General features: G+C 47.0%; 22 protein-coding genes. 12 read left to right on the forward strand and 10 right to left on the reverse strand.

Annotated features, from left to right (window positions below):
* Position 1 precedes the first annotated feature (1 nt).
* Positions 2-2443 carry a PIG-L family deacetylase gene (locus ACO1NU_RS03440; RefSeq protein WP_448817062.1) on the reverse strand — a complete coding sequence of 814 codons (2442 nt, stop codon included), beginning with the start codon at positions 2441-2443 and terminating at the stop codon, positions 2-4.
* A gap of 214 nt (positions 2444-2657) precedes the next feature.
* Between ACO1NU_RS03440 and ACO1NU_RS03445 the strand changes: the two genes are divergently transcribed.
* Positions 2658-5288: a glycoside hydrolase family 3 C-terminal domain-containing protein gene (locus ACO1NU_RS03445; protein WP_448817063.1), complete on the forward strand. Its 2631-nt coding sequence runs from the start codon at positions 2658-2660 to the stop codon at positions 5286-5288.
* A 144-nt stretch (positions 5289-5432) separates the two neighbouring features.
* Positions 5433-6149, forward strand: a complete 717-nt coding sequence (locus tag ACO1NU_RS03450; RefSeq protein ID WP_448817064.1) for a 3-ketoacyl-ACP reductase — start codon at positions 5433-5435, stop codon at positions 6147-6149.
* Positions 6150-6244: 95 nt separating this feature from the next.
* Here ACO1NU_RS03450 and ACO1NU_RS03455 read toward each other — a convergent pair whose 3' ends face one another.
* Positions 6245-7579, reverse strand: a complete 1335-nt coding sequence (locus ACO1NU_RS03455; protein WP_448817065.1) for a Gfo/Idh/MocA family protein — start codon at positions 7577-7579, stop codon at positions 6245-6247.
* Positions 7580-7815: 236 nt separating this feature from the next.
* Here ACO1NU_RS03455 and ACO1NU_RS03460 point away from each other — a divergent pair, with 236 nt between their 5' ends.
* The 5 genes from ACO1NU_RS03460 to ACO1NU_RS03480 all read left to right on the forward strand — a co-directional run bounded on the left by ACO1NU_RS03460 (position 7816) and on the right by ACO1NU_RS03480 (position 14556).
* Positions 7816-8415 (forward strand): TetR/AcrR family transcriptional regulator, encoded by a 600-nt coding sequence (locus tag ACO1NU_RS03460; protein ID WP_448817066.1) that lies wholly within the window; start codon positions 7816-7818, stop codon positions 8413-8415.
* Positions 8416-8583: 168 nt separating this feature from the next.
* Positions 8584-9717: an efflux RND transporter periplasmic adaptor subunit gene (locus ACO1NU_RS03465; protein ID WP_448817067.1), complete on the forward strand. Its 1134-nt coding sequence runs from the start codon at positions 8584-8586 to the stop codon at positions 9715-9717.
* A 9-nt stretch (positions 9718-9726) separates the two neighbouring features.
* Complete coding sequence (locus tag ACO1NU_RS03470; RefSeq protein WP_448817068.1) at positions 9727-12915, forward strand: efflux RND transporter permease subunit; 3189 nt, start codon at positions 9727-9729, stop codon at positions 12913-12915.
* A complete protein-coding gene (locus ACO1NU_RS03475) occupies positions 12899-14314 on the forward strand; it encodes a TolC family protein (protein ID WP_448817069.1) in 1416 nt (471 codons plus the stop codon). Before ACO1NU_RS03470 ends, ACO1NU_RS03475 begins: the two co-directional genes overlap by 17 nt.
* A complete protein-coding gene (locus ACO1NU_RS03480) occupies positions 14311-14556 on the forward strand; it encodes a hypothetical protein (protein ID WP_448817070.1) in 246 nt (81 codons plus the stop codon). Before ACO1NU_RS03475 ends, ACO1NU_RS03480 begins: the two co-directional genes overlap by 4 nt.
* Positions 14557-14614: 58 nt before the next feature.
* Here ACO1NU_RS03480 and ACO1NU_RS03485 read toward each other — a convergent pair whose 3' ends face one another.
* Positions 14615-14974: a hypothetical protein gene (locus ACO1NU_RS03485; protein ID WP_448817071.1), complete on the reverse strand. Its 360-nt coding sequence runs from the start codon at positions 14972-14974 to the stop codon at positions 14615-14617.
* A 142-nt stretch (positions 14975-15116) separates the two neighbouring features.
* On the opposite strand from ACO1NU_RS03485, the gene ACO1NU_RS03490 reads away from it, so the two are divergent.
* Positions 15117-15683, forward strand: a complete 567-nt coding sequence (locus tag ACO1NU_RS03490) for a DUF1543 domain-containing protein (protein ID WP_448817072.1) — start codon at positions 15117-15119, stop codon at positions 15681-15683.
* An 88-nt stretch (positions 15684-15771) separates the two neighbouring features.
* Positions 15772-16314: an OmpA family protein gene (locus ACO1NU_RS03495; RefSeq protein ID WP_448817073.1), complete on the forward strand. Its 543-nt coding sequence runs from the start codon at positions 15772-15774 to the stop codon at positions 16312-16314.
* 47 nt (positions 16315-16361) lie between these two features.
* Here the strand turns inward: ACO1NU_RS03495 and ACO1NU_RS03500 are convergent, their stop codons facing one another.
* Positions 16362-17627 carry an MFS transporter gene (locus ACO1NU_RS03500; RefSeq protein WP_448817074.1) on the reverse strand — a complete coding sequence of 422 codons (1266 nt, stop codon included), beginning with the start codon at positions 17625-17627 and terminating at the stop codon, positions 16362-16364.
* 40 nt (positions 17628-17667) lie between these two features.
* Entirely contained in the window at positions 17668-18069 is a 402-nt protein-coding gene (locus ACO1NU_RS03505; protein ID WP_448817075.1) for a YybH family protein, read from the reverse strand.
* Positions 18070-18238: 169 nt separating this feature from the next.
* Between ACO1NU_RS03505 and ACO1NU_RS03510 the strand changes: the two genes are divergently transcribed.
* A complete protein-coding gene (locus tag ACO1NU_RS03510; protein WP_448817076.1) occupies positions 18239-18634 on the forward strand; it encodes a hypothetical protein in 396 nt (131 codons plus the stop codon).
* Here ACO1NU_RS03510 and ACO1NU_RS03515 read toward each other — a convergent pair.
* The 4 genes from ACO1NU_RS03515 to ACO1NU_RS03530 form a co-directional block, all read right to left on the reverse strand.
* Entirely contained in the window at positions 18612-19667 is a 1056-nt protein-coding gene (locus ACO1NU_RS03515; RefSeq protein WP_448817077.1) for an oxygenase MpaB family protein, read from the reverse strand. The genes ACO1NU_RS03510 and ACO1NU_RS03515 overlap by 23 nt on opposite strands.
* A gap of 13 nt (positions 19668-19680) precedes the next feature.
* Positions 19681-21006, reverse strand: coding sequence for an ABC1 kinase family protein (locus ACO1NU_RS03520; protein WP_448817078.1), 1326 nt, complete (start codon positions 21004-21006; stop codon positions 19681-19683).
* Between the two features lies 1 nt (position 21007).
* The gene (locus ACO1NU_RS03525; protein ID WP_448817079.1) at positions 21008-21655 is read right to left on the reverse strand and encodes a TetR family transcriptional regulator C-terminal domain-containing protein; all 648 of its coding nucleotides are present in this window, start codon (positions 21653-21655) and stop codon (positions 21008-21010) included.
* A 63-nt stretch (positions 21656-21718) separates the two neighbouring features.
* Entirely contained in the window at positions 21719-23512 is a 1794-nt protein-coding gene (locus tag ACO1NU_RS03530) for a mechanosensitive ion channel family protein (protein WP_448817080.1), read from the reverse strand.
* 97 nt (positions 23513-23609) lie between these two features.
* Between ACO1NU_RS03530 and rlmF the strand changes: the two genes are divergently transcribed.
* Positions 23610-24557 (forward strand): 23S rRNA (adenine(1618)-N(6))-methyltransferase RlmF, encoded by a 948-nt coding sequence (rlmF, locus tag ACO1NU_RS03535; protein ID WP_448817081.1) that lies wholly within the window; start codon positions 23610-23612, stop codon positions 24555-24557.
* On the opposite strand, the gene ACO1NU_RS03540 is transcribed toward rlmF, so the two are convergent.
* Positions 24543-25226 (reverse strand): SIR2 family NAD-dependent protein deacylase, encoded by a 684-nt coding sequence (locus tag ACO1NU_RS03540; protein ID WP_448817082.1) that lies wholly within the window; start codon positions 25224-25226, stop codon positions 24543-24545. The two genes, rlmF and ACO1NU_RS03540, sit on opposite strands and share 15 nt — an antisense overlap.
* 138 nt (positions 25227-25364) lie before the next feature.
* On the opposite strand from ACO1NU_RS03540, the gene ACO1NU_RS03545 reads away from it, so the two are divergent.
* Positions 25365-26174 carry an SDR family NAD(P)-dependent oxidoreductase gene (locus ACO1NU_RS03545; protein ID WP_448817083.1) on the forward strand — a complete coding sequence of 270 codons (810 nt, stop codon included), beginning with the start codon at positions 25365-25367 and terminating at the stop codon, positions 26172-26174.
* Positions 26175-26208: the final 34 nt, after the last annotated feature.

Below are 26208 nucleotides of genomic sequence, written 5' to 3' on the forward strand. Positions count from 1 at the left end.
GTTATCTGGAAATTAAGTTTACGAACAAGCGGTATGCTCCGGGAACACCAGCAGGAAGTTGTCTGAAAAAGGACAGGCCTGTATAGACAAAACGCCCCTTGCCGTAATTGGCGACGAAAAGAGATCCGGTATTCTCGGCTTCACCTGTATCCCACATGGAGAGGAGGGATTCATATCGGGGATCTAGCGCCTCAGCAAAGTAGAGCCCCCTTTCCTGAACCCAGCCATCGAAATCCTGCGAACTTATCTTGTTTGGATAATTAAAGATCCTGTGAGCGGGATTCAGGATTCGAACCGATGCATTTTCTTCCGTCACCCGGTTGCGGGTGATGGTGAAAGGATAGGGGCCGATTGCGTTGAGCTTCAGGGGCTGATTGACGTTATACTGAACAACAAGAATACCTCCATCTTCCACGTACTTCAGCAGGAATTTGTTGGTATAGCTGATTTGAGAAGAGACATTATAGAGGCGGATCCCGGTAACAATGGCATCAAAGCCGCTAAGATCCATCGTCGCAATAGCTGCTGCATCTAAGATGACGACCTCATATCCAAGTTGTTTCAGCGATTCGGGAATCAGGTCGCCTGCACCCGGCAGGTAACCAATTCTGTTTCCGGCTTTTTTGACGTTCAGTCGGATCAGCTGAGCCGTTGCGTCCGGAAACCAGGTTGTAGACGGGATATGGTCGTATTGGATGCTTCTTAATGATTTGGACCAGCTGGTTCCATCCAGATTTATATCTGCTATAAGCCTTCCGGACACGGCCTTCTCTGAAGGTACGATTTGAAAGCGGAAGCTTTTTTCCTCAGCCTCGTTTTTAAAGTCAAAAGGGAAAGACTGCGGCTGTACGCTCCAGCCTTCGGGCACTCTTAAGCGGAGTTCGCCGGCTGCATTCGCGGTGAAAGCTTTGAGTTTCAGTTCCAGGCTTTGAGCTTGCTGACTGGTATAGAGCAGGCGGGAACTCTGGAGGCTGGCAATGACCGGCGGAGTGATTTCAAGCGGGCGGTATACTTCTCCGCGGACCGGGTCGGTAAATTTGTAGAGGACCGGGCGGCTAAACGGAATCGTGCGGTTATGGATGCGGAGAGTAAAGCGCACAGCAAGCGGATCGGGATTCTCCGGATAACCGATCTTCTGTCTGCTGTCGATTACATACTCGCCGATAGGATGTGCTTCAGCCAGCCAGTAAGGTTGACTCAGTGAACTTGCTTTTGCAGTTCCCTGCAAGCTGGTCAGCTGGTTTGGAGTCAAAGTAACATTCCGCCCCGGGGTATTACCGAAGAAGGCTGTCAGGGTAGGAGCATCCGGATATCTGGAAATAGCCTGTACACGGAGGGGAATACTGTCCGTCACCGAATAGGCAGGTTCCTGTGAATATACTTCGAACCATGTACCACTTGCAGCGAGTATCAGGTCGGCCACTTCAGCAGCCTTTCGTTCTCTTAGCTGCTTATCGGGAACCTGGGCTACCAGGTCGTACAACCTGATCAGCGCAGGTAAAGAACTTTGCGGTGCATCAATCCGGTAATTTGCATTGATATCGCTGGCCGCGCGGGATATGGAGCTCATCAGCGACTGTGCAGGATCCCAGTTTATGCTTATACCGTCAAGCAGATCCTTCCTGGCCGGAGTACCCGCCAGCAATCCAAAGTATTCAAATGATTCTCCTCTTTGTTTGGCTACACCGAAACCCTGCGACTTATGCTGAGACCGGCTTTCAGAAGCAATCTCGCCATAAGAGGTTCCAAGAAGCGGATTATATTGGCCAACATCGACCTTGAGCTGATCTTCGCTGGTTGTGTTGTTGCCGCCGAAATTAAAGGTGTTCCATAACAATCGTTGAGCTTTCCAGGGGTTCACAGAAGAAAGCTGTTCAGGGAATGCTGCCGGATCCCCCGCTGCTTTAAACGCTTCAATTGCCAGTATAGCAGAAGCTGCGTGATGACCGTGCCCCGCCCTTGCATCCGGAGGAAACCGGGTAATGATCACATCTGGTCTGAACTTGCGGATAACCCAGACAACATCTGAAAGGATACTGTCTTTGTTCCATATACGGAAGGTCTCCTCTGACGTTTTTGAAAAGCCAAAGTCGTTTGCTCTGGTGAAGAACTGCTCTGCACCGTCAATCCTGCGCGCTGCAAGCAGTTCCTGCGTTCTGATCAGACCAAGTTCTTCTGCTTGTTCGGTACCAATCAGATTTTGCCCACCGTCACCCCGTGTCAGCGACAGATATCCGGTTCTTACTTTCCTTTCTGTAGCCAGATAAGATAATAGGCGGGTATTCTCATCATCCGGGTGAGCAGCGATATAAAGAACGCTCCCGGTGACACCAAGCTTTTCTATTCTCAGCTTAATCTCTGCGGACGATAGCTGCGGAGATACTTGCGCAAATGCGACGATGGAAAAAAACAGAAGATTAAAGGTGAAGAAAATAAGTTTCATTGTTGGCGAAGTAGGAAAGGGTAAAATTAAGTTCTTAAATATACGTACCAGCTTTAAAGTCTGTAAAAAAAGTGATTCACAAGAAGTTTATTTTGATATTCTGCCATTTTTGATAAACCTGTAAGAATAAATTTTTTAGTTTTATGGTGAAACTAACGAACTTAATAAACTATAATTCCAACGTTGGCATACGCCGGCATGTAAAATTTCTCCAATGAAAAAAACAGCTAACTTGATTATCCTGCTCGTTCTTGTAGTAAGCTCTTCTTTTAAGTCGCCGCAAGCAAGTCAGTACACCTATCTTTTCCAAGACCCATCTAAGAGTATCGATACCCGCGTGGACGACCTTGTTTCCCGGCTTACACTGGAAGAGAAGGTTGCTCAGATGCTGAACGCAGCACCTGCCATTGAGCGTCTTGGAATCCCAGCCTACGATTGGTGGAACGAGGTTCTGCACGGAGTGGCGCGGACGCCTTACAAGGTTACAGTATTTCCGCAGGCGATCGGTATGGCGGCAACTTTTGACACCTTATCGCTGCACAAGATGGCAGACTACTCAGCACTTGAGGGCAGAGCGATCTATAACAAGGCCATTGCTGAAGGTAAGGCAGGGCAGCGCTATGTGGGACTCACATACTGGACCCCTAACATTAATATTTTCAGAGACCCACGTTGGGGCAGGGGGCAGGAAACCTACGGTGAAGATCCGTATCTAACAGCTATGCTGGGCCGGGCATTTGTTCACGGTCTGCAGGGAGACGATCCGAAATATCTCAAAGCAGCTGCCTGTGCTAAACATTATGCGGTACATAGCGGTCCCGAGCCTCTCAGGCACGTATTCGACGTAACGGTGAGCCCGTATGATCTTTGGGATACCTATCTTCCTGCTTTTGAAGAACTGATCGTGAGGGGAAATGTTGCCGGCGTGATGTGTGCCTATAATGCCTACCAGGGACAGCCATGCTGCGGCAGTGACCTTCTGATGAACGATATATTGAGAAATCAGTGGAAGTTTGACGGTTATGTAACCTCCGATTGCTGGGCTATAGACGATTTCTATAAAAATCATAAGACTCATCCGGATGCTGCCAGTGCAGCTGCTGATGCGGTGATGCACGGTACAGATATTGATTGCGGCGAATCCGCTTATCTGGCTCTCGTTCAGGCTGTAAAGGATGGTAAAATAACAGAGAAGCAGATCGACGTCTCGGTGAAAAGGCTTTTCAAGATCCGCTTCAGATTAGGGATGTTTGATCCTGTTTCTATGGTGAAATATGCGCAGACTCCGGTTTCAGTACTTGAAAGTGCTCCGCATCGTGAACATGCTCTTAAGATGGCACGGCAATCTATCGTGCTGCTGAAGAACGAGAACAATGTTCTTCCTTTGAGAAAGAACCTGAAGAAGATTGTGGTACTGGGGCCGAATGCCGACAATCCTATTTCGGTGTTGGGGAACTATAACGGGACGCCTTCTGAGATCGTGACTCCTCTTCAGGGAATTAAAAACAAGATCGGTAAAGGTACCGAGATCGTCTATGAGCGTGCTACTACATTCACCAATGACACGCTTTTAGCCTACAAGGACGTGAGCAGCTTCTACAGCATCGACGGCAGCAAAGGCGTGAAAGCTGAATATTTCTCCAATAAGGAGCTGAGTGGAACGCCGGTTATAACACGGATGGAAAAAGATGTTAATCACGACTGGCAGGAGGGAGAGATTGTGGTTAAGCAAATGAAGGCTTACAATTTCTCTGCGCGCTATACTACCGATTACAAGGCAGCTGACAACGAGAGTATCACTTTCGAAGTAGAGGGTGATGACGGATACCGTTTCCTGGTTAACGGTGAAGAGGTTTTAAATGCATGGACAAGGAACCGTTGGGGAGCGAAGAGCTACAAGCTGAACACGCAGAAAGGTAAAACGTACCGTCTGGTTTTAGAATATTATCAGGCTGAGGGGAAGGCCTCCGTTAAACTGCGTGCCGGAAACTTCAAACGTACAAACTTCCAGAACCTCGCTCAACGGTTTAAAGATGCAGACGCAATCGTCTACGTGGGAGGTATCTCACCACAACTGGAAGGCGAGGAGATGAAAGTAAATGAAGCAGGATTTGACGGAGGAGACCGTACTTCTATATTACTACCTGCTGTGCAGACTGAACTAATGAAAGCGCTTCATGCCACCGGAAAACCGGTTGTGTTCGTGATGATGACCGGAAGTGCCATTGCAACACCATGGGAAGCGGCAAACCTTCCTGCCATTATCAATAGCTGGTATGGTGGCCAGTCGGCCGGTACTGCATTAGCTGACGTTCTGTTCGGCGACTATAATCCTGCAGGCCGCCTGCCGGTAACGTTCTACAGCAAGGACGAGGATCTGCCTGATTTCAACGACTATTCTATGGACAACCGGACCTACCGTTATTTCAAAGGTAAACCCTTGTTCGAGTTTGGACATGGCTTGAGCTATACCACTTTCCGCTATGATCAGCTTAACATTCCGGCAAGTACATCAAAAGGTAAGGATGTCACTGTCAGTGTGCGCGTAACGAATACCGGCGCCCGGGACGGCGATGAGGTGGTGCAGCTATATGTTTCACACAAGGACACCGGACTCAAAACGCCTGCTAAAGCACTGAAAGGATTTCAGCGCGTATTCTTGAAAAAAGGAGAGAGCAAGACGCTTACATTCAAACTCCGTGCGCTCGACCTGACGGTAGTTTCGGCAGATGGAGCTGTTCAACAGCAGGCAGGGAAGATCAGCATCAGTGCCGGCGGACGCCAGCCAGGGCAGGATGCTATCAGCCAGGGCAAGGTAGTTGAAAAGACGTTGAGCATTCTTTAACGTGCAGCTGGGGCCGCGTTTTGACACACAGCCCCGGCCTGCCAATAACATTGCTGCCTTAGCAACACAGGAAAGCCGTAATGCAAAATAACATTTGAATGACCAATAAAGTACTTAGGTTTGCAGCTCTAATATCTTAAACAAATGGAATCAATAAAAGGAAAAATAGCCCTGGTAACAGGCGCCGGGAAAGGCATTGGAAGAGCGATAGCTATTGCTCTGGCAAACGAAGGAGTTCATGTAGCTCTGCTTGCCAGGACGGAGAGTGACCTGATAACATTGTCGCGTGAGATCGAAGAAAAAGGAGTAAAGTCTGCTATTGCCGCTGCTGATATTAGCAATATAGAATCGGTTAATTCAGCCGTTCAGCAGATCCAAAATAGTCTGGGAAATATAGATATACTGATCAATAATGCAGGTATTGCGAAGTTCGGCAAGTTCATGGATCTTGAGCCTGCTGAGTGGGAAGACCAGATTAAAGTAAATCTCTTCGGAACCTATTATGTGACAAGAGCGGTTATACCACAGATGATCGACAGGAAAACAGGCGACATCGTCAATATATCTTCAACAGCAGGACTAAAGGGTGCGCCGGCAACAAGCGCTTACAGTGCTTCTAAGTTCGGTGTTCTGGGCCTCACAGATTCTTTGATGCAGGAGATGCGTAAGCACAACATCCGCGTTACAGCTCTAACGCCAAGCACGGTTGTTACAGACCTGGCAAAAAGCTCCAACCTGATCAACAACAATGAAGAGAGGGTTATGCATCCGGAAGATCTTGCGGAACTGATCATCGCGCAGCTGAAGTTAAACAGGCGTGTGTTTGTGAAGGACGCGTCGATGTGGTCAACAAATCCATAAGATCCGGCTCTAGCACGCTCATTAGGTTAATGAGCTGATCCGGTATATAACAAAGAAGGAGCTGCAAATTGCAGCTCCTTCTTTGTTATATGATACTAAGCATTGCCCCTTGTAGGATGCGGGACTAAGCTAGTCAGGTCTTTAATTTTAACCACTTCACCTTTGTCTATACTCTGTCTGGCCGCGATACCCACCAGGATAGACATGGCTCCGTCGCGGCTACCTGCTCCTTGTTTGTAAGGATCTGGTCCCGGATTGAAGAGCTGTTTTCTAAGACGTTTGTCGCCGCCACCGTGTCCCTCTTCCGTATTATCGATGCGGATATACTCCGTTTTTCCGAAGTTTTTGGTTACCTGGATCTCATCGTATTTTTCCATCTCCCAGGGCTGTCTTTCATGTATCCAGGCGTCCAGCTTTCCTTTCGTACCGTTGAAGGAGATCCTGTAGCCCTCGTACGGTGAATAGGTGGTGAGTGAGTAACTCACTTGAACATTATTGGCGTATTTGATCTGAACGGCCATCTTGTCGAAGATATCAATATCTTCTTTCCAGACACAGCCATCGCGATGGTATCCGTCGTATTTCTCATTGTCGACATATAGCTCCACCAAGCGAGGGCTTTTCGTTACGTCAAAATAGAACTTGCATTTATCTTTATGTGGGCAGGGCCGGCAATGCGTATGACGGAACGGGTTGTTTTTTCCATAAAACTCCAGGGCACCGTTTGCATATACTTCTTCGGGGTCGGAATTGAGCCACCAATTCAGAAGGTCAAAATGGTGTGTCGATTTGTGAACAAGTAAGGATCCTCCGAATTCTCTCTTTCTATGCCATCTTCTGAAATAATCCGCACCGTGTGAAGTATCCAGGTACCAGTGAAAGTCTACAGAGGTAATCTTTCCAATCTCATCATTATTCAGCAGTTCATATATTTTCTGCCGGTGTGGCGAATATCGGTAATTGAACGTCACATAAACTTTCTTGCCCGTTCTCTTTTCAGCATCCAGGATCATCTGACACTTCTTTTCATCCGTCGTCATCGGCTTCTCAGTGATTACATCAGCCCCGGATTCCAGTCCTTTTACAATTTGCTCGTGATGAGTGCTGTCAACCGTTGTAACAATCAGGATCTCCGGCTTGGTTTCCTTTAGCATCTTATCCAAGTCGACATAAGTAGGGCAACTGAGCTTCAACATCTTCTTCGCTGTTGCAACACGGCCTGAATTTTTATCACAAAGCCCAACAAATTCGACGGTCTGCGCATACTCCTCGAGCACCTCAGTGCCCCACATTCCTGTACCCCTATGGCCAGTTCCAACCATTGCTATTCTCTTTTTTGGAAGATTTAATGAGGAAGCAAATAAAGAGTCTGAAATTAGCGCCCCGGCCATTACCGTACCGGTTTGTTGGATGAATTTTCTACGAAGCATATTATTTTGGTTAGTTAAACGAATCTAAAAAATTACAAGATCAAAAATCTTAAACCGCTGAAAGAAAACTATGCAATCGATACCGTAATAATTATTTTACGAAAAGTGGCCCGAACAAACTTTTTATTTCAAGTGCACGCCTCTTTTGCTACGTCTTATGACAATCGGCTGATATTATCTTCTAAAAAGAGAGATACATTTGCTTAACACTGTTAAATTATTATACGGACTGTTTCATGGGAAGTAAAGAAAGAATTCAAAGGCAGAAAGAAGAAACAAAATCCAATATTTTGGAAGCAGCACTGGAGATTGTAAAAGAAGACGGATGGCAGGCTTTAAGCATGCGAAAGATCGCTGATAAGATAGAATACACAGCTCCCATTATCTATGAGTACTTTGACAATAAAGAAGGCATACTCCTGGAACTAACCCGTCAGGGTAACCGACTGCTCCTTAAAGACTTCGCTGCAGCTAAAGAATCCTTTGATACACCTGAGAAACAACTCAGAGCAATGTGGACGGCATACTGGGATTTCGCTTTTGCACATAAAGAACTCTACCAGCTCATGTTTGGTGTCGACATGAACTGTTGCGTTGCTAAACAGATTCCCGAGGCGGAGGCAGCCAGACAGCTGGTGATTGACGCGATAGTGGCTCTAATGGACAACAAGTCGCCCGATAAGGAATTGATTTGCCGCAAGTACTATACCTTCTGGTCTGTTATTCACGGCTTGATTTCGATCAACCTTGTCAGAAAGTGTACGAATGACGAGAAAACAAACAGACAAATTCTTGAAGATGCCATAAACGGCATTATTAAATATATAAATGACTAAGGCTGCCGAACAAGGGCTGACTTAAGGGGAGACATAGATCTCCCTCTTTTTTCGACATCTACTTAACGCTGTTAAATATAATATCAACATTAGATATCTCCTTCACAAATCATCATTATGCTTTTTTTTAAGCCTACACTTAACACTGTTAAATTATTAATAAACGTTATGAAAATCCCTTTAACACTATCCGTACTTCTTTTCGCAGCGTGTTCAAACGAAAAAGTTCACCTTGCTGATCCGGTGGTTCAGTCCTTGCCTGTTAAATCTCTTGTAAATGGTCCGCAAACGACCTATATGGAATATCCTGCATCGATAAAAGGCACCGTCGATCTGGAACTTCGGCCACAGATATCAGGCTTACTCGATAAGATCTACATCAACGAAGGTGCTCAAGTCCGCAAAGGTCAGATTCTTTTTAAAATCAACGACTTACCCTTTAAGGAGGCTTTAAATAATGCAAACGCGACTCTTCAGGCAGCCAAAGCAGCAGCGTTGAACGCCCGGATAGAAGTGGACAAACTAAGCCCTTTGGTAGCAGCCAAGGTCGTGTCTGACTTCCAGTTACAAAGTGCAAAAGCTGCACACCAGATTGCTCTAGCTAACCTTGAACAAGCAAGAGCTGGCGTCGCTGCGGCGAAGATAAACTTGAGCTACACCGTGATTAAGTCGCCTGTTAGCGGCTATGTCGGGCGCCTTCCTAAGAAGCAGGGAAGTCTGGTAGGTCCAACTGATCCCGTGCCGCTTACCCAGCTTTCCGACACGCATGACGTTCATGTCTATTTTTCTTTGGCTGAAGCTGATTTTATCGCCTTCAACGCCAGGTATCCAGGCGCTTCAGTCACGGAAAGGCTGGACAAATTGCCTCCTGTATCACTTCTTTTAACTGATGGTTCAGTATACGCAGTGCAGGGTACCGTAGATATGGTCGACGGACAGTTTGATAATCAGACGGGATCCATCACTTTGAGAGCCAGGTTCTCTAATAACAATGGCTTATTAAGGTCTGGCAACACAGGTAAGATTCGCCTTCCGATTGACCATAAGAATGTAATTCTCATACCTCAGTCGGCAACTGTAGAAGTCCAGGATAAAATGTTCGTTTATACTGTCGATTCGGAAAATAAGGTGGCAAGACAACCTATTGAGGTTATGGCTGCCAGCGGCAGCGACTATCTAGTAAGCAACGGCCTCAAGTCAGGTCAGCGCATCGTGGTCGACGGAATCGATAAGTTAAAAGATGGCGACATCATTGCCCCCGCAAACACCAAAAGCCAAGCAATCGCAGCTACATCCAGATAAGATATCATTATGTTTAAAATATTTATAGATAGGCCCGTCCTCGCAACTGTCATATCAATTCTGCTGGTTATTGTCGGTTTACTTGGCCTCAGCCGACTTCCTCTGCAGCAGTTTCCCGACATTGCGCCCCCAGCTGTACAGGTTACGGCATTATACCCAGGCGCTAACGCCGAAACAGTTTTACGCTCGGTGGCACCCTCATTGGAAGAGTCCATAAACGGGGTCGAAGGAATGAGCTATATGAGCTCAACCGCCAGCAATGACGGTTCCCTCATGATTACGGTATACTTCAAGCTAGGCACAGATCCAGATCAGGCCGCTGTAAACGTCCAAAACCGCGTTGCTCAGGCTACAAGCCAGCTACCGGCTGAGGTGGTTCAGGCAGGCGTAACAACGGCGAAACAGCAGAATAGCCTGATCATGGTTGTAGACCTTTATACCGAGAATGAAGCCGCCTATGATCAAACCTTTATGGCGAACTATGCAGCCATAAATCTTATTCCAGAGATCAAGCGGATCCAGGGAGTAGGTCAGGCTGTTATGTTCGGTGGTAGTAAAGATTATTCCATGCGTATTTGGTTGAACCCCGCACAGATGGCTTCCTATAACCTGACTCCTCAGGAAGTTATATCAACAATCAAAGATAAAAACCTGGAGGCCGCTCCGGGAAGGTTTGGCGAAAGCAGTACCAATGCGTTTGAATACATCATCAAATACAAGGGAAAGTTAAACAAGCCCACGGATTACGAGAATATCATCATACGATCAAATGCAGATGGGTCCTTCCTCCGGCTGAAAGATGTTGCACGTATAGAATTGGGAGCATATTCCTATTCCAGTCTGACCCGTATCAACGGTAAAACCGGATTAAATATCGGCATCCAGCAACTCAGTGGATCGAACGCCAACGAAATACAGATGGCTGTTATGGACTTTATGGAAAAGGCGAAGAAAGACTTTCCTGCAGGAGTGAAGTATGATATTCTTTACAGTACCAAAGTCTCTCTCGATCAGTCCATTAACCAGGTCATTCACACACTTATTGAAGCGTTCATCCTGGTATTTCTTGTCGTATTCCTGTTTCTGCAGGACTTCCGGTCAACCCTCATTCCCGCAATTGCGGTTCCTGTGGCCATACTCGGGACCTTCTTTTTCATGCAGGTATTCGGCTTCTCCATCAACCTGCTCACGCTCTTCGCGTTGATCCTCGCCATCGGCATTGTAGTCGACGACGCGATCGTGGTCGTCGAAGCGGTACATGCGAAGATGGAACATGAACATCTCGGACCTAAACAAGCCACTGTATCAGCCATGCATGAAATCACCGGAGCCATCATCTCTATCACTCTGGTTATGAGTGCGGTGTTTTTACCGGTTGGGTTCATGGAAGGATCAACCGGAGTATTTTACAGACAATTCGCTTTCACACTGGCTATCGCGATAGTAATCTCCGCAGTAAATGCGCTGACGCTAAGTCCCGCGCTCTGTGCTCTGTTTTTGAAGAGTACACATACTTCCGGAAATGGCACAGTTAAACCTCTCGGGTTTAAAGCGAGATTTTTTACAGCCTTTAACTCCAGCTTTGAGAACCTCAGCAACAGATACGTAAAGAGCCTTCGGTTTCTTGTGCGTGCTAAATGGGTCAGCATAGGCGGATTGGTGCTGGTGATCCTCGCAACATTCTGGATGGTGAACAGAACGCCCTCCGGATTCATTCCTTCGGAAGATCAGGGCTTTATAGCTATCTCCATGTCCATGCCCGCCGGTGCTTCCATGGATCGTAGCACAGCCGCATTAAAGGAGGCTGAAAAATCATTGAGTCCTCTGCCTTTTACAAAGCTGTTCAATGTTTTGTCGGGTTTCAACTTACTCACTCAATCAACAAGTCCCTCAGCAGGCGTCGCTTTTATCTTATTGAAACCGACAGATGAAAGGGGAGAGGTACAGGATATCAATGCCATCATGAATATCGTGAGAGCAAAACTTTCGGAGATCAAAGGTGCCAATTTCTTTGTTTTTACTTTTCCTACTGTCCCGGGATTCAGTAATGTGGATGGCCTTGACATGGTCTTGCAGGATAAGACCGGCGGAAAACTGGACAAGTTTAGCGGAATAGCCAACAACTTCATCATGCAACTGATGAGGCGACCGGAAATCGCCGTAGCCTTCACATCCTTCAGAGCTGACTACCCTCAACTGGAGCTTGACTTGGATGATGCCAAGGCGGAGCAACTAGGTGTGTCCGTAACCGATGTTCTTCAAACCATGCAGGCCTACTTCGGTTCCGCACAAGCCTCTGATTTTAACCGGTTCGGGAAATACTACCGGGTAATGGTGCAAGCTGACGTAGCAGACCGTGCCGACCCTTCTGCCATGGACGAGATCTTTGTAAAAAACAGAAATGGGGAGAATGTCCCGATAAACACCCTGGTCAAGCTGAAGCGCGTGTATGGCCCGGAAACAGCATCTCGATATAACCTCTTCAACTCCATAGGTATAAATGCCATGCCGAAGCCGGGCTTTAGTTCAGGTGATGCTATCAGAGCAGTTGAAGAAGTTGCCGCCAAAGAACTTCCTTCGGGATACGGATTCGAATTTACAGGACTTACAAAGGAGGAAATATCTTCAGGCGGACAATCGGCTATCATCTTTGGCCTATGTCTCATCTTTGTCTACTTCTTACTGGCGGCGCAGTATGAGAGCTATATACTTCCTCTGGCAGTTATCTTATCTATCCCTACAGGAATATTCGGCGTGTTCGCTGCGATTGGTCTAACAGGCATTGAAAACAATATCTATGTACAGGTTGCCTTGGTTATGCTGATCGGTCTCCTCGCTAAGAATGCCATTTTGATTGTGGAATTTGCTGTCCAGCGAAGAAAATCCGGTGTTCCACTCGTAGCCTCAGCTCTCGAAGCTGCAAAGCTAAGACTCCGTCCGATTATCATGACCTCGCTGGCATTCGTTGTAGGTCTCGTTCCTATGATGAGCGCTACCGGACCATCGGCTCTCGGTAATCATTCGATCAGTATCGGAGCTGCGGGAGGCATGGTAACAGGTGTTATACTCGGTCTTTTAATCATTCCGGTACTATTCGTCATCTTCCAGGCCTTGCAGGAAAAGATCAACGGAAGACCTATCGTCAGAAATACCCATGTTCAACCTTTAATCATAAATGATCATGCAACTACCATTTAAAAACAGGCTTCTTATTCTCATATTGATGATTTCGCTTTCGTCATGCGTGATCTCCCGCGACGTGCCGGTCCCGCATAATACGATGCCGGCTACATTCAGGGGGACGCTAATCACCATGGATAAGAGCATAGCAACTCTGCCATACAGAGATTTCATTAAAGAGGAAGCCGTTATACAGCTTATTGACTCCGCTGTGCTGAAAAATTACGATATGCAAATCGCCTTGAAGAACATAGAAGCGGCGTCAGTAGTGTTACGGCAATCCAGGCTTGGCAACCTGCCATCAGCAAACCTCAATATCACTGCCAGTTCAAGTCGACCTTCTGATAATAGCCTCAACGGACTCACGGTAAGCCAGTTTGCAGATACCAGGCATATCGAAGACTACAATGCATCTGTAGGTCTGAGCTGGGAAGCAGACATATGGCGCAAAATTGCAAACCAGAAAAATCTGGCAGGTGCCACTTATCTGCAATCGGAAGAAGCTAAAAAAGCGGTGCAGACAAGACTCGTATCCACTATTGCTACCGGATTTTATAATCTGGTCATGCTCGATGCTCAGCTTGAAATTGCCCGAAAAAGCCTGCGACTCAACGATACCACCCTCAATATGATCCGGCTGCAATTCAAGTCCGGGCAAGTGACCTCGCTGGCGATACAGCAGGCTCAGGCACAGAGGCAGCTTGCAGCAGGTCTCGTTCCTGCACTGGAACAAAAAATCGCTATACAGGAGAATGCACTCAGTATCCTCACTGGTGTCTTCCCTGGCGCTATCAAGAGACAGGTCGCATTGAATTCCGTCAAAACAGAAAGAAGTTTTGCCACCGGTATTCCTTCCGATATGTTGTCTCACCGCCCGGACGTGAAAGCTGCTGAGCTCGAGCTGCACAGGTCCAATGCTTTGGTAGGAATATCCCGTGCAAATATGTATCCTTCGCTGACTATCTCAGCAACAGGTGGAGTTAATGCCTTCAAAGCCAGTAATTGGTTTGCTATTCCCGGCTCTTTGTTTGGCGTAGTGGGAGGGGGCATTACTCAACCCATTTTCCAGAGGAAGCAGTTAAAGACACAGTACGAGCTTGCTTCGATCGATCGGGAAAGGTCCGTACTTCAGTTCCGCTCTACAGTGCTCCATGCGGTAGCTGAAGTCTCGGATGAACTGATCAGGATCGAGAAGCTCGAAGAACAGTATAGCATTTCAGACGCCCGGGTTAAGATCGTGAAAGAAGGCCTTCGCAATGCTAATTTACTTTTCAAAAGCGGCATGGCTAACTACCTTGAAGTAGTTACCGCGCAAGCAAATGCCCTGCAGAGTGAACTTGATCTGACCTCTATAAGAACCGCACAGCTCATTGCAAATGTCGAACTTTATCGCACACTGGGAGGGGGATGGAGATGAGCAACGACAGACATAGCAACTGGAACAGTATTCTGATATATCGCACATCCGTGCAGAACACCAACGAAAAATCCAGGGTCGCCGATAAGCTAAACTACCTCGTAGGAGAAAAAAACTGGACAATAGATCTGGATGATGAAGATAAGGTACTAAGGGTTGTATGCAACAAGGAAGTAGCGCGGGATATAGAACAAGTCTTTGCCCAATATGCATACACATGCGAGTCAATGCCTTATTGGTAAGCCTGCCTTCATTGGCAAAACAGGAGCGGGAACCGTAGAGAGAGGTTCCCGCACTCGTTTACATTTCTTTTCTCTGGGTAAGCAGTCCACCAATAACGATCCCAGAAAGGCCGATTGCCAGGAAAGTATTACGGGCAACAGCATTCTCTGAGAACTTACCCAGCCATGGCGCCAGCAGCGACACCGCACCTAATGCAATGTCAGCACCCAGGTGGGCTTTAAACGGCATGTATTTAAACAAGCCCCACTCAGATCTGGTCACCAAAGCAGAACCCAACATGGCTGCTGCCATTACGCGAGCCAGGGTAGCCGGTGTTTTATCATTTCTAAAATGCAATAGCTCAGGTGCCAGTGCAGTAAGCGGTATATAGGTCCAATCCGCTACGCCGTGCGCTTTTCTTGAAATAGGTCGTTTCATAATTCATGTTTTTAGATAGATACATAAGAAACATTGTGAATGTGGTATTGATTTACTTTCTTCCAAATTGATGCCAAAAAGGATCTTTCAGATACGATACAATTCAGATATTTGCCTTAGCTATCATTCAATAACGACAAATTTGGAACAGAACTTAAAACTCTACATGCTGCTACTCGGCGGGAAGCCTGAGGGCAGACATACAGAACAACACGATATCTTTTTTGCCATCGGAGAAAGTCTCAAATCCTTAATTCCTGATATCAACCATTTTTGGCCTGAAGCTAAAGGGAAAATGCATATTGACGCCTGGCGTGAAGTCAATAACGTAGGTCCTTACAGGATTGAGGTTATTGCCCGCAACCAGGAGGTACAGGCAGAAAGCCCTAAACACTTGTTTTTTATCAATCTGGGAGGTTATCAGGAAGGCCTGTTTGATGAACCTCATTTCAAAGTTCTATCTGTTCAGAGCGATATGGCAACAGCCGTCCAGGAAGCAAAGAGAACATCCTTCTACAGGGAAACTCAGTTTCCGGGGGCCAATTCTCATATTGACGATAAGTACGGACTGGACGTAGACGACATATATGACGTTGCGGAAATCCTCCCTGTCTACCAGAAGGAAAGATATGCACTCCGGATAACAGAAGGCAATTCAGGCCTCGCAGATGAATACCATCTGGGATATTTTAAGCTGGATAGGTTGTAATGAATGTTGTTTGTTCCTGAGAAAACTGTTTTATCGGCTTTATTTTTCCAGGATAACTTGTATGTTTATCCAAAATCACATTTAAGATATGAAGTTCGCAAAATCAAATTTGCTCCCGGCCATTATCGCTGTTATGGCCCTGACCACCTTCCAGGCTTGTAAAACAAAGAAAGCAGGCATGGGTGCTAACCCTTATGGTACTGTAAAAGAAGAACCTGCGCCGCAACAAGCGGAAACTCCTGCTCCTGAACCAAAGAAAGTCGAGCAACCTGCTGAGCCCGTTAAAGAAGTGCCGGATTTTAACTTCCGTAATATCCAGTTCGAGTTCAACTCAGTTGTGTTGAAGACGGTATCTTATCCGATACTGGATAAGGCTGCTACTGAAATGAAGAAGGATCCAAATGTTAAATTCATCATCAATGGTCACTCGTCTTCTGAAGGATCTGTTGAACACAATATGTCGCTCTCAAGAGACCGCGCAAACTCCGTAAAGACTTATTTGGTCAACGCAGGCGTAAGTGAGTCCCGTCTCGCTACGAAAGGCTTCGGCGAATCAAAGCCGATTGCTAAGAATGATACCGAAGAGGCCCGTGCGATCAACAGACGTGTGGAAATAGAATTAGCACCTTAATGAACCATTATAAAAAGGGTATCTTTCTTTGATACCCTTTTTATAAGCTATTTTCTCTCATTAATATCCCTTAATCCCAAAGGTACTAACACTTTGGTTTTGAAGTAGGTGGCGCCCACCACAATCAAAGTCATCGTTCCTCCAAAAACAACTGCGGGTACCGTTCCCATTAGTCGGGCAGTCAGTCCCGATTCAAAGGCACCTATTTCGTTCGAAGAGCCGATAAACATAGAATTCACTGATGACACTCTTCCACGCATGTCATCGGGCGTAAGCAATTGCATGATCGTAGATCGAATTACCACACTTACGCTGTCAAACACCCCTTCAAAGAACAGGAAGATCAGCGTCAGATAAAAGTTAGTGGATAGCCCATAGCAGATTATAGAGACCCCAAAGCCGGCTACAGCAAACAACAGGTTTCGCCAGGGCTTGTTCATAGGTGAATGCCGGGCCATAAACAACATCGTCAGTACGGCTCCCAAGGCCGGCGCTGCCCTCATCATTCCAAATTGCTCAGCACCTACATGAAGTACTTCACTGGCAATTACCGGTATCAGTGCCACAGCTCCTCCGAAGAACACAGAAAACATGTCCAGGCTCATTGCTCCCAGCATCATCTTGTTTCCCCATACAAACTTAAGTCCTACGCTGAGGCTTTTGAAGATATTCTCCTTAGCCATAAACACCGGCGGCCTTTTTCTGATAAACAAAATGCAGCAGAAGGCCAGAGCCATAAATGCCAATATAAGCAGAAAGGTGGCGGATACACCAGCATAGGCATATATAAGTCCCCCACATGCTGGACCAGCGATCGATGCGATTTGAAAACCTGTGCTGTTCCAGGTTGAAGAGTTCGGATAAAGCTCCCGGGGTATAATCATCGACATCAGTGAAAAGGTTGCCGGCCCCAAAAAACCGCGACATATACCGATACAGAAGATCATCACATAGATGATTCCAACAATGTGCCCCGTTATCAGCGAAGATGCCAGACCTGGCAGAGTAATCAGGTATAACACAAGCGAGCAAGTGAACATGCCAGTGATGATGACTTTCAACAACTTAGTCTTTTCCGACTTATCAGCTACATATCCGCCATACAGGGCTATACCGATCGCATGAATCGCTTCTGAAAGACCGATCATGCCCAGGGACAGCGGATCTTTCGTGAGATGATAGATATACCAGCCGATCACGACTGCCTGGATCTGGTACCCAAAGGTTAGAAAGAAGCGCATTAGCAGATATGCCCTGAATTCAGGAAAACGCAAGGCTGCGTAAGGATCATTTTTTATGGCATCAAGCTCCATCAGAATTATGTTGAATCTATATATTCAGGGAAATTGAAAACTAGTTCAGTGAAACGTACATTTCACATTGGGTCATCCATTTCCCCCTGACTTTCCTCCACATAGCCGAGTAAGTCCCATGAAAAGGATCTGTCTTATAACGCCAGCGGCCTTTTTCCCAAGCATACTTGCCGTTGTCAGCAATGACGATCTCTTCTGGCAGCCTCTCAAAAAGGGGACTTCCATTCGAAAACATGTAATTCCAGTCGCTCGTAATTTTCTTCTTTCCTTTGGTGTGACTTCCATCTCCCGCAATTTGAACAAAGTCGTCGAGCCAAAATGAAGAAACCGTTTTTACATCCTTATTGGCTATGGCTTGGTTAGATGTTTCCCTTGCCCGGTGAATACATAGTACATCTTCATTACTCAGATCCAATAAAGCATTGTTTGTTAATCCACTCATATTTAGCTAAAATTCTACTCCTCAACTACGCCGGACTTATACCACAAACAGTTGCATACAAGTAAGCTCTGGATACATTAACCTGAACAGCCAGCAATCGGGAAGCAATATTCGTTAATTTCTCCTATATGTTTTTTGTATATTTATCTTATTTAAGATCACCCATATTATGAAACATCTACTAGCAATTATACTTCTTTCCTGCACCTTACTAGAAATTAAAGCCCAGGATATTAGTGGCAAATGGCGGGGAACCCTCAACATCCAGGGAGCTGAGCTTCCATTGGTTTTCAAGATCAGCAAAGCAAATAACGGATACACAACGCTTATGGACAGTCCCGCGCAGGGCGCCCATAATATTCCCATTGAAGAGACCAGTTTCGCAGATAACAGATTGAGCGTATCATCTCCAAAGCTGGGAATCAAGTTTGCCGGTACCTTCGTGCCAGACAGCAATAAAATAGAGGGTATATTCAATCAGGCAAAGTTCTCGCTTAAGTTAAAGCTTGTAAAATCAACAGAGAAGGATGAGAGCATGTTTTTTAAACCCCAGACGCGCTTTTAGCCTTCATAAAAGCCAGGTAGCGCTCTCGGTAAGCTATCTGTAAATTGGAGTTTTCTAAACGTGGCAAATTTGCAATAAGCTTCAATAAAACTGGGGCATATTCAACACCAGGCATTTTGGGAATATCCAAAATATCGGCTACTTCGTCATTCAGAAGGAATCGCATGATCTGGTAAATCTCCCTCGGCGACAGCCTCATAGCAGGATCAATCGTTATGTGTTCAAGCAGCGACTTTGCAAGTGCCCTCCCTTCTAACGAAATTCTGAAGTGCCGCTGGCTGATGGCGCTTTCCAATAAGGTTGCAGACCTGCCGCTCTCAGGAAGCAGATCTTCATCTACCCCAAGCATAAACCCGATCACGTTCCACAGATGCATAAATGATTGCTGCTCTTCATAGCTGACAGCTACACCGAGTTTTCTGAGGCCTCGCACTACAATGAGTGAAAATGCAAGGTTTGTCCCCACCATGTCTTCCTGGTTGACGGGTAGTCCCGCGGTTGCAGGCCAGCTGCTGTTCTTAAGTACGTAGTGGCGGGCAAGCGCATGTGTCATCCGGATCTTCAAACAACTGGCAAAACCCTTTCCTTCTGGTTCGAAAGCATCAGGAGCCATGACATCCCAGACAAACTCTGCCGTATCCAACAGGCGCTTAGCCGGGCGGTCCCGAAGGCGCTCTGTCAGATACAAGACCTTCGCACCTTCCGCGGCGGCATAACAATAGGGTAGGGAAAGCAAGCCCAGCAATGACATGATCGCATCCGCGCGCCTGATGAAAAAGCCTGAACCCCGCGCCATCAACTTTCGGTCGGCCCAAGCCGGTAAGGTCCGGCTGCTTGAAACAAAGGCTGCAGACGCAAATTGGCCTGAAAACAGGTCCAGATCGATATTCCGATTCAGTTCGCGCATCCAGGCGTAAAATATTTTTCCCTGCCCGGGGTCAGATAGCCATTCACTAATAAAGAGTTGTACCGCGTCATCACCTTTCTGGCGTTTCGCATCAAGTAAACCGTTTGTATAAGAGGCTGCCTGCATGGTATTAGACCTGTTAATCGGCATAAGCCACCTGAGGCACGTAGGTGTCTGTTCTCACCGTGGCTTTCAGCTCATGCAGGATATTGTACAAGCCAAAGTTGGTGCGATTAACGTAGATAAAATGCTTCACACCACGCGCTTTTTTGAACTCAGGCATCTTGGCAATCATCTCCCCATAATTATAGATCTGCTCAAAGAACTCCGTTCCGCTGAAATCAAATGATTCTGAGGAGTATGGTTTCGCAAAAAGACCGATCATCTGACGATACATATCATAGTAGAACTCCACTTCCGACGCGGAGTCTTTCTCGTGGATCATTTCCAGTTGTCTGAAAGCCTGAAGCGTCTTCTCTTTATCATTGAAGAAGCCCTCTGATGTTAGCGAGAAGAAGGGATAATAGAAGTCGTCGGGCAGCTCCTTGATACATCCAAAATCTATGATCCCCAATTTACCGTCAGGCGTAATGATGAAGTTCCCCGGGTGAGGATCCGCATGCACAGCCCTTAGCTCATGCTGCTGAAAGTTGTAGAAGTCCCATAATGCCTGCCCAATGGTATTCCTCTCTTCTTGCGAAGGGTTAGTCTCCAGATATTCCTTGAGATGGAGGCCCTCTATCCAGTCCATCGTGATGGTACGCTTGCTCGACAGCTCCGGATAATACCTAGGAAACACGATATTCCGGAGGTAGGCACATGCCTCGGATATTTCTATGGAGCGTTTTACTTCCAACTCGTAGTCCGTTTCCTCGAGCAAACGTTCCTCCACTTCCCTCATATACACATCCAGCTCCTTCTCACTCATTCCAATCAACCGGAATGCGAAAGGCTTTACCAGCTTCAGATCGGAGGAGATTGAATCACCCACACCCGGATACTGAATCTTCACGGCGAGCTTTCGTCCATTTAATTCGGCCTGATGAACCTGGCCTATCGAAGCCGCGTTGCTCGACTTCAGGTTGAACTTATCATAAATCTTCTCGGGTGCTTTTCCGTGCAGCTTACGGAAGGTCTGCACGATAAGAGGTCCCGAAAGTGGCGGCGCATTATATTGAGACTGAGAGAACTGATTTACATAGGCTTTGGGCAAAATATTTTTATCCATACTCAACATCTGCGCCACTTTCAAAGCACTGCCTTTGAGCTTGCTTAATGACTCGTAGATGTCTGCTGCGTTATCTTCGTTCAACTCGTCTTTACTTAGATCGGAATTGAAAAGCTTTTTCGAATAATGTTTAACGTAATTTCCACCGATCTTGAAACCCGTTTTCACGAACTGTGTTGAGCGCTCTACCTTGCTGGTTGGAATGCTCCTTTGCTCATTTTCATCCTTTCTCATCATATCAGAACGGCATCTTAATGCCAGAATTTTTAGCCAAAAATTTGCCGTATTCAAACAGCTCATCAATAGGAGAGCGCTGGAACAGGTTGTACGTAACATTCACGCCCTTTTCTATGGCCTCGTCGGTCTTGTCGAAACCTGCCGAGGTATCCTTCAGCCAGAAGTTAATTACCAGACCAAGCTGCACCCATAAGGCATCCTTGTATTTGCCCGTGAAGAAAGGCCTGTCGGTAAGCTCACCTGATTCGATTCCTTCCCGGATAATATCTGCACTGAACAACTCAAACTCTTGTTTCATGCCCTCAAACAGATTGTTGAGACCGATTCGGTTTTTTCCGTTGCGCAGGCTAAAAGTAACGAAACTGCGCCTGCTCTTCAGAAGCTCCATAAAGCCGTAGAACAAACTTAGAGCCCTTTCCCGAGACGAATATTCCGGCCAGACCTCCTGAGCTTTTACCTCACGAATGGCTTCAGCCATCATGCTCTGCCAGATCCGTATGTCGATGCTTTCAAAAGATCCAAAATGAGTATAAAACTCCGCTTCTGTAATTCCATTCTCCCTCGCAAACAGGTAAACGGTTTTTGGTTGCTCACCATGCAGAAGAACATGCTCGATATAAGCTTCCTGAAGGCTGTCTTTAATTTCCATAATGTCTATAAACGTTTAACGCTGAAGTAAATTGCATAAAGAGGCTGAGCTTCAGCCGTCGCGTCAGGACTTCGCGGGAGGGTCTTCTTTCCTGATCACATTATATGTAGGCGAAAGAATCTCGATTCCCGCCTGATGAAATATATCCTGAATATTCTCCAGCAAGCTACTGTAAATCACAGCCTGCTTATTGGCCTCTCGTGTATAGGCATTGATCTGATAGGAAACATAGTAGTCATCCAGACTAATCTGTAACACAAATGGCTTTGGTTCATCAAGAATATGAGCCGATTTTAAAGCGGCTTCCGTTAACAGATCATAAACCTGCTTCCAGTGCACCTCGTAGCCCACGGTCACGGTATAATGAACAATAAGGCCTTGTTTCTCTGCCCTGGTATGGTTCGAATAGTTGACCGTGCTGCTGGTCATCACCATCGAATTGGGCACGGTAATGTCTTCATTCTTGATCGTCCTGATTCTGGTGACAAGCATAGATTTTTCCACAATGTCCCCCGTTACGTCTCCGATCTTCACGCGATCACCAATCTTAAAAGGGCGCATATAGGTAATAACAAGCCCCGCCACGATGTTGTTGATGGCACTTGATGATCCCAGTGAAAACAGGATACCCAGGAAAACCGATACCCCCTGGAAAGCCGGAGAGTCTGAACCCGGCAGGTAGGGGAAAATCAACACTAGCATAAATGCGTAAAGCATAAAACGCAGGATGTTGAACGTAGGTATCGCCCAGTCGGTATGGAATCCGCGAATGCGGATATGCTCGCGTTTAATTTCAAAAAAGATATACTTAATCCCCTTCAGGATGTATTTAAATATCAGATATATCACCACAATGGTAAAGAGATCCGGCAGGTAGTTAAGTACCGCGGCCAGTGCCGCCCGGATGGGTTTCAATACCCAACCCAGCAAAGTTCCCGTCCAACCCTCCGTCTCCGGAAAGATGCTGAAGATGACGGGCAGCGACAGATAGATCACGAACAATATCGTCAGAATCCTTACGATGTTGTTGATTCGGAGCAGCAGGTAGTCGAGGTGCTCCGGCGTAATAAGTCTGGTCTCACGTATTTTGAGGGTCGACGTGTACTTGTCCTTTGCTGAGGAGAGAATCAGGGCGCTACGGGCAAAGAGCCGGTTGATGCCGATGACGATCAAGCTCAGCAGTACAATGATCAATACAACCAGGCCAATGCGCTTTAGCCAGTTCACCAGACTGTGTGCCTCCCGTTCACGAACAATAGCTTCCCTGACAGTCTGCAGATATTCTTTTGCGAGTTGCTCGTTGCTTTTACCAAACCACAAGCCGTCTATATTGGATACGGTTAGCAGAACTTCCTGGTTTCTGTAACTGAGATCATAGCTGTCTTCATTGTTTTTCAGTACCAGTGAGTCCGGCGAAAAGAACGGATCATCGTAGAGACGCTTGATCTTGGAAGAAATGGCGGTAGCCCGGTCTCTCGGCTGGAATGAGCCTGTCCGCGTGAAAATGTAAAAAAGTGTGTCAGTGTTGAGCGTCACGGGATAGCCGACCGCCGTCTTCTTCAGCTCTTTGATCTTTTTGAGCTGTTCAATTGTCCGCAGAGAATCATTCACAGCGATCTGGCGTAACTTCTGCTCCAACTCCTCAGTTCGCTTGGTATTGCCCACCGCCTGCTCCAGTTCCTGCTGCAGCTGGAGTCTCACGAGTGAATCGATCTGCTTCTGTTGCTGGTCCTTTAGCAATATAGCCTCATCCATACCAAGACTTTGATCAACACTGTCCCTGCGTTCCTGGGCCATAAGGGCCTCAGATACGAAACACAGAAAAAATAAAATTAGTGGAAAGTAGCGCTTGATCATAGGTGACTTGCTGAATACGGCCTTTGCAGGCACGGAAAACTAAAATAAGAAATTTGTTTGTACCGCTTATTGTATAATTTCGCATCGATTTACAAGCATGACACCAAGCCACAAGCGGAACGATGAGCAGAAAGACATGCTGCACCCGCGTAACAAACACCGGGAGCGCTATGATTTCCCTGCGCTTATACAAACCAACGCCCATCTGGCCGATTATGTTTCAACAAACGCATACGGCGATCTGTCAATTGACTTTAAAGATGCTGAAGCGGTAAAAACATTGAACAGGTCGCTCCTCAAGCACTTTTACCGTATTGCGTTCTGGGATATCCCACCGGGATACCTTTGTCCACCCATACCCGGCAGGGCTGATTATATCCATTATTTGGCCGACCTGATCGCTATCGCGGGGAAGGATGGTCAAGCTGGTGGAAAAAAGGTCCGAATACTGGATGTCGGAATGGGTGCTAATTGTATTTATCCGCTGATTGGGCATCAAGAATACGGTTGGACGTTTGTCGGCACGGATATCGATCCACAGGCACTGCGTAACGCACGCAGCATAGTAGAGGCGAACCACTTGACCAAAGCCATCAGCATTCGCAGGCAGGTCTCGAAGTCGCAGATCTTCTCTGGTGTTGTACGTGCAGGCGAAGTGTTTGATGCAAGCATCTGCAATCCTCCGTTTCATGCCTCCCGACAGGCGGCACTTGAAGGTTCCGACAGAAAGTGGAAGAATCTTAGACATACAAAGCAAGCCACAGGTCTGCTTAATTTTGGCGGTCAGGGAAATGAACTATGGTGTGAGGGGGGAGAGGAACGCTTTGTTCGCCAGATGATCAGGGAGAGTGTACAATTCTCGAGCAACTGCAGATGGTTTACTTCCCTGATTTCAAAGAAAGAGACGCTGCCCGGATGTTACAGGGAGCTGAAGACCGCCGGGGCGATATCAGTGAAAACAATCGACATGTCCCAGGGTCAGAAGAAAAGCCGCCTCCTTGCCTGGTCGTTCTTCGTTGACCAGCGCGATTTAACCATTAAATAAATCATCGATCATCTTCAAAACTCCCGTAGTGGCGGGCTCCTGAATCCGGATGAAGCTATGATCCCGTACGTCCGGTATCTGCGGGTCGATCACGTACCTGGGTACGCCCGCAGGCACATAGTCAACCAGACTCGCAGCGGGATACACCAGCAGGGTAGTGCCAATCACCGCAAAATAGTCAGCCGTCGCACAAATCTCAGCTGCCGGCTCCAGCATCGGCACAGGTTCTCCGAAAAATACTACATGCGGCCGTAGTTGGGAGCCGTTTTCGCAAAGCTCGCCCATCCTGATCTCCGTTCCCTCCAGCGGGTAAGTAAGCCAGGGAAATTTGCTCGACTGTGACCGTGTGATCAGCCCATGCAGATGCAGTACATGCCGGCTTCCGGCGCGCTCATGCAGGTCGTCAATGTTCTGGGTGATGATTTGCACATCAAATGCCTCCTGCAGTTTGGCTAATGCCAGATGAGCAGCATTCGGCTGCGCCTCAAGAACGGACCTGCGCCGCTCATTATAGAACCGCTGTACAAGTACAGGGTTCCGCTGCCAGGCTTCAGGGGTCGCAACGTCTTCGATCGCATAGCCTTCCCAGAGCCCGTCTGATCCTCTGAAGGTTTGCAAGCCACTTTCTGCGCTGATGCCGGCACCTGTCAAAACAACGATTCTTTTCATCTTTATAATAGGGTTGTTCGTTTAGCTAAGGTACCAAAATCCTGCATGCTTGATCAATCCGTTGCGTTTTTGTACACCTAGACTCCTCCTTTTGGCATAGAAATGGCACGCTAAGCTTAACATCTAATCTATTGAAATATGTCAGATCACAAATTTGCGCTTATTACGGGGGCTACCAGCGGAATAGGCCTGGAGCTCGCCAAAGTTTTTGCGAAAAACGACTACAACCTCGTTATCGTCGCCAGAAATCAGGCTGACCTGGAAAGGACCGCAGCTCAGTTGCTGGAGCAGTATGCGGTCCTCGTGGTCCCCATCAGCAAGGACCTTTCGAGGGTCGAGTCTCCTTTTGAGGTTTACGAAGAAGTGAAGCGGCAGGGCATTATCATCGATGTGCTGGTCAATGACGCCGGACAGGGACAGTATGGTGAATTTATTCTTACCGACATCAACCGGGAGATCGAGATCATCAACCTCAACATCGTAGCCTATGTCGCGCTTACCAAGTTTTTCCTCAGAGACATGGTTCAGAGAAGAAGTGGAAAGATCTTAAACGTCTCATCCATAGGAGGGGAGATGCCGGGCCCTCTTCAGTCTGTTTACCATGCAACTAAAGCATTCGTTACATCTTTCACTGAAGCAGTCCGTAATGAAGTGCTTCATAAAGGGGTAACGATTACTGCTCTGCTTCCAGGGGTAACCGACACCGACTTTTTCCGTAAGGCTGATCAGGAAGATGCTAAAATGGTTAAGGAAGGCGACAAGGCTGATCCTGCAAAAGTCGCTCAGGATGGCTATGATGCCTTGATGGCGGGCGACCATAAGATAGTGTCAGGACTCATGAACAAGGCGATGGTCGCTTCCTCACATGTGATGCCCGACGATATGGTCGCCAGGCAAATGCATAAAATGATGGAACCCACCAACGATCCGCTCAGGCCACAACAATAGAAAAAGCCGGCAAAGGGATAAACTTTGCCGGCTT

The organism is Arcticibacter sp., from assembly GCF_053551015.1.

Bases quoted from the DNA above. Each gene is read 5' to 3' on its own strand.
- ACO1NU_RS03530 (WP_448817080.1), bottom strand. From the start codon at position 23,512: ATGATCAAGCGCTACTTTCCACTAATTTTATTTTTTCTGTGTTTCGTA.
- ACO1NU_RS03455 (WP_448817065.1), bottom strand. From the start codon at position 7,579: ATGCTTCGTAGAAAATTCATCCAACAAACCGGTACGGTAATGGCCGGG.
- ACO1NU_RS03495 (WP_448817073.1), top strand. From the start codon at position 15,772: ATGAAGTTCGCAAAATCAAATTTGCTCCCGGCCATTATCGCTGTTATG.
- ACO1NU_RS03460 (WP_448817066.1), top strand. From the start codon at position 7,816: ATGGGAAGTAAAGAAAGAATTCAAAGGCAGAAAGAAGAAACAAAATCC.
- ACO1NU_RS03450 (WP_448817064.1), top strand. From the start codon at position 5,433: ATGGAATCAATAAAAGGAAAAATAGCCCTGGTAACAGGCGCCGGGAAA.
- ACO1NU_RS03475 (WP_448817069.1), top strand. From the start codon at position 12,899: ATGCAACTACCATTTAAAAACAGGCTTCTTATTCTCATATTGATGATT.
- ACO1NU_RS03520 (WP_448817078.1), bottom strand. From the start codon at position 21,006: ATGATGAGAAAGGATGAAAATGAGCAAAGGAGCATTCCAACCAGCAAG.
- ACO1NU_RS03480 (WP_448817070.1), top strand. From the start codon at position 14,311: ATGAGCAACGACAGACATAGCAACTGGAACAGTATTCTGATATATCGC.
- ACO1NU_RS03515 (WP_448817077.1), bottom strand. From the start codon at position 19,667: ATGCAGGCAGCCTCTTATACAAACGGTTTACTTGATGCGAAACGCCAG.
- ACO1NU_RS03465 (WP_448817067.1), top strand. From the start codon at position 8,584: ATGAAAATCCCTTTAACACTATCCGTACTTCTTTTCGCAGCGTGTTCA.
- ACO1NU_RS03485 (WP_448817071.1), bottom strand. From the start codon at position 14,974: ATGAAACGACCTATTTCAAGAAAAGCGCACGGCGTAGCGGATTGGACC.
- ACO1NU_RS03500 (WP_448817074.1), bottom strand. From the start codon at position 17,627: ATGGAGCTTGATGCCATAAAAAATGATCCTTACGCAGCCTTGCGTTTT.
- ACO1NU_RS03525 (WP_448817079.1), bottom strand. From the start codon at position 21,655: ATGGAAATTAAAGACAGCCTTCAGGAAGCTTATATCGAGCATGTTCTT.
- ACO1NU_RS03445 (WP_448817063.1), top strand. From the start codon at position 2,658: ATGAAAAAAACAGCTAACTTGATTATCCTGCTCGTTCTTGTAGTAAGC.
- rlmF (WP_448817081.1), top strand. From the start codon at position 23,610: ATGACACCAAGCCACAAGCGGAACGATGAGCAGAAAGACATGCTGCAC.
- ACO1NU_RS03510 (WP_448817076.1), top strand. From the start codon at position 18,239: ATGAAACATCTACTAGCAATTATACTTCTTTCCTGCACCTTACTAGAA.
- ACO1NU_RS03545 (WP_448817083.1), top strand. From the start codon at position 25,365: ATGTCAGATCACAAATTTGCGCTTATTACGGGGGCTACCAGCGGAATA.
- ACO1NU_RS03505 (WP_448817075.1), bottom strand. From the start codon at position 18,069: ATGAGTGGATTAACAAACAATGCTTTATTGGATCTGAGTAATGAAGAT.
- ACO1NU_RS03470 (WP_448817068.1), top strand. From the start codon at position 9,727: ATGTTTAAAATATTTATAGATAGGCCCGTCCTCGCAACTGTCATATCA.
- ACO1NU_RS03540 (WP_448817082.1), bottom strand. From the start codon at position 25,226: ATGAAAAGAATCGTTGTTTTGACAGGTGCCGGCATCAGCGCAGAAAGT.
- ACO1NU_RS03440 (WP_448817062.1), bottom strand. From the start codon at position 2,443: ATGAAACTTATTTTCTTCACCTTTAATCTTCTGTTTTTTTCCATCGTC.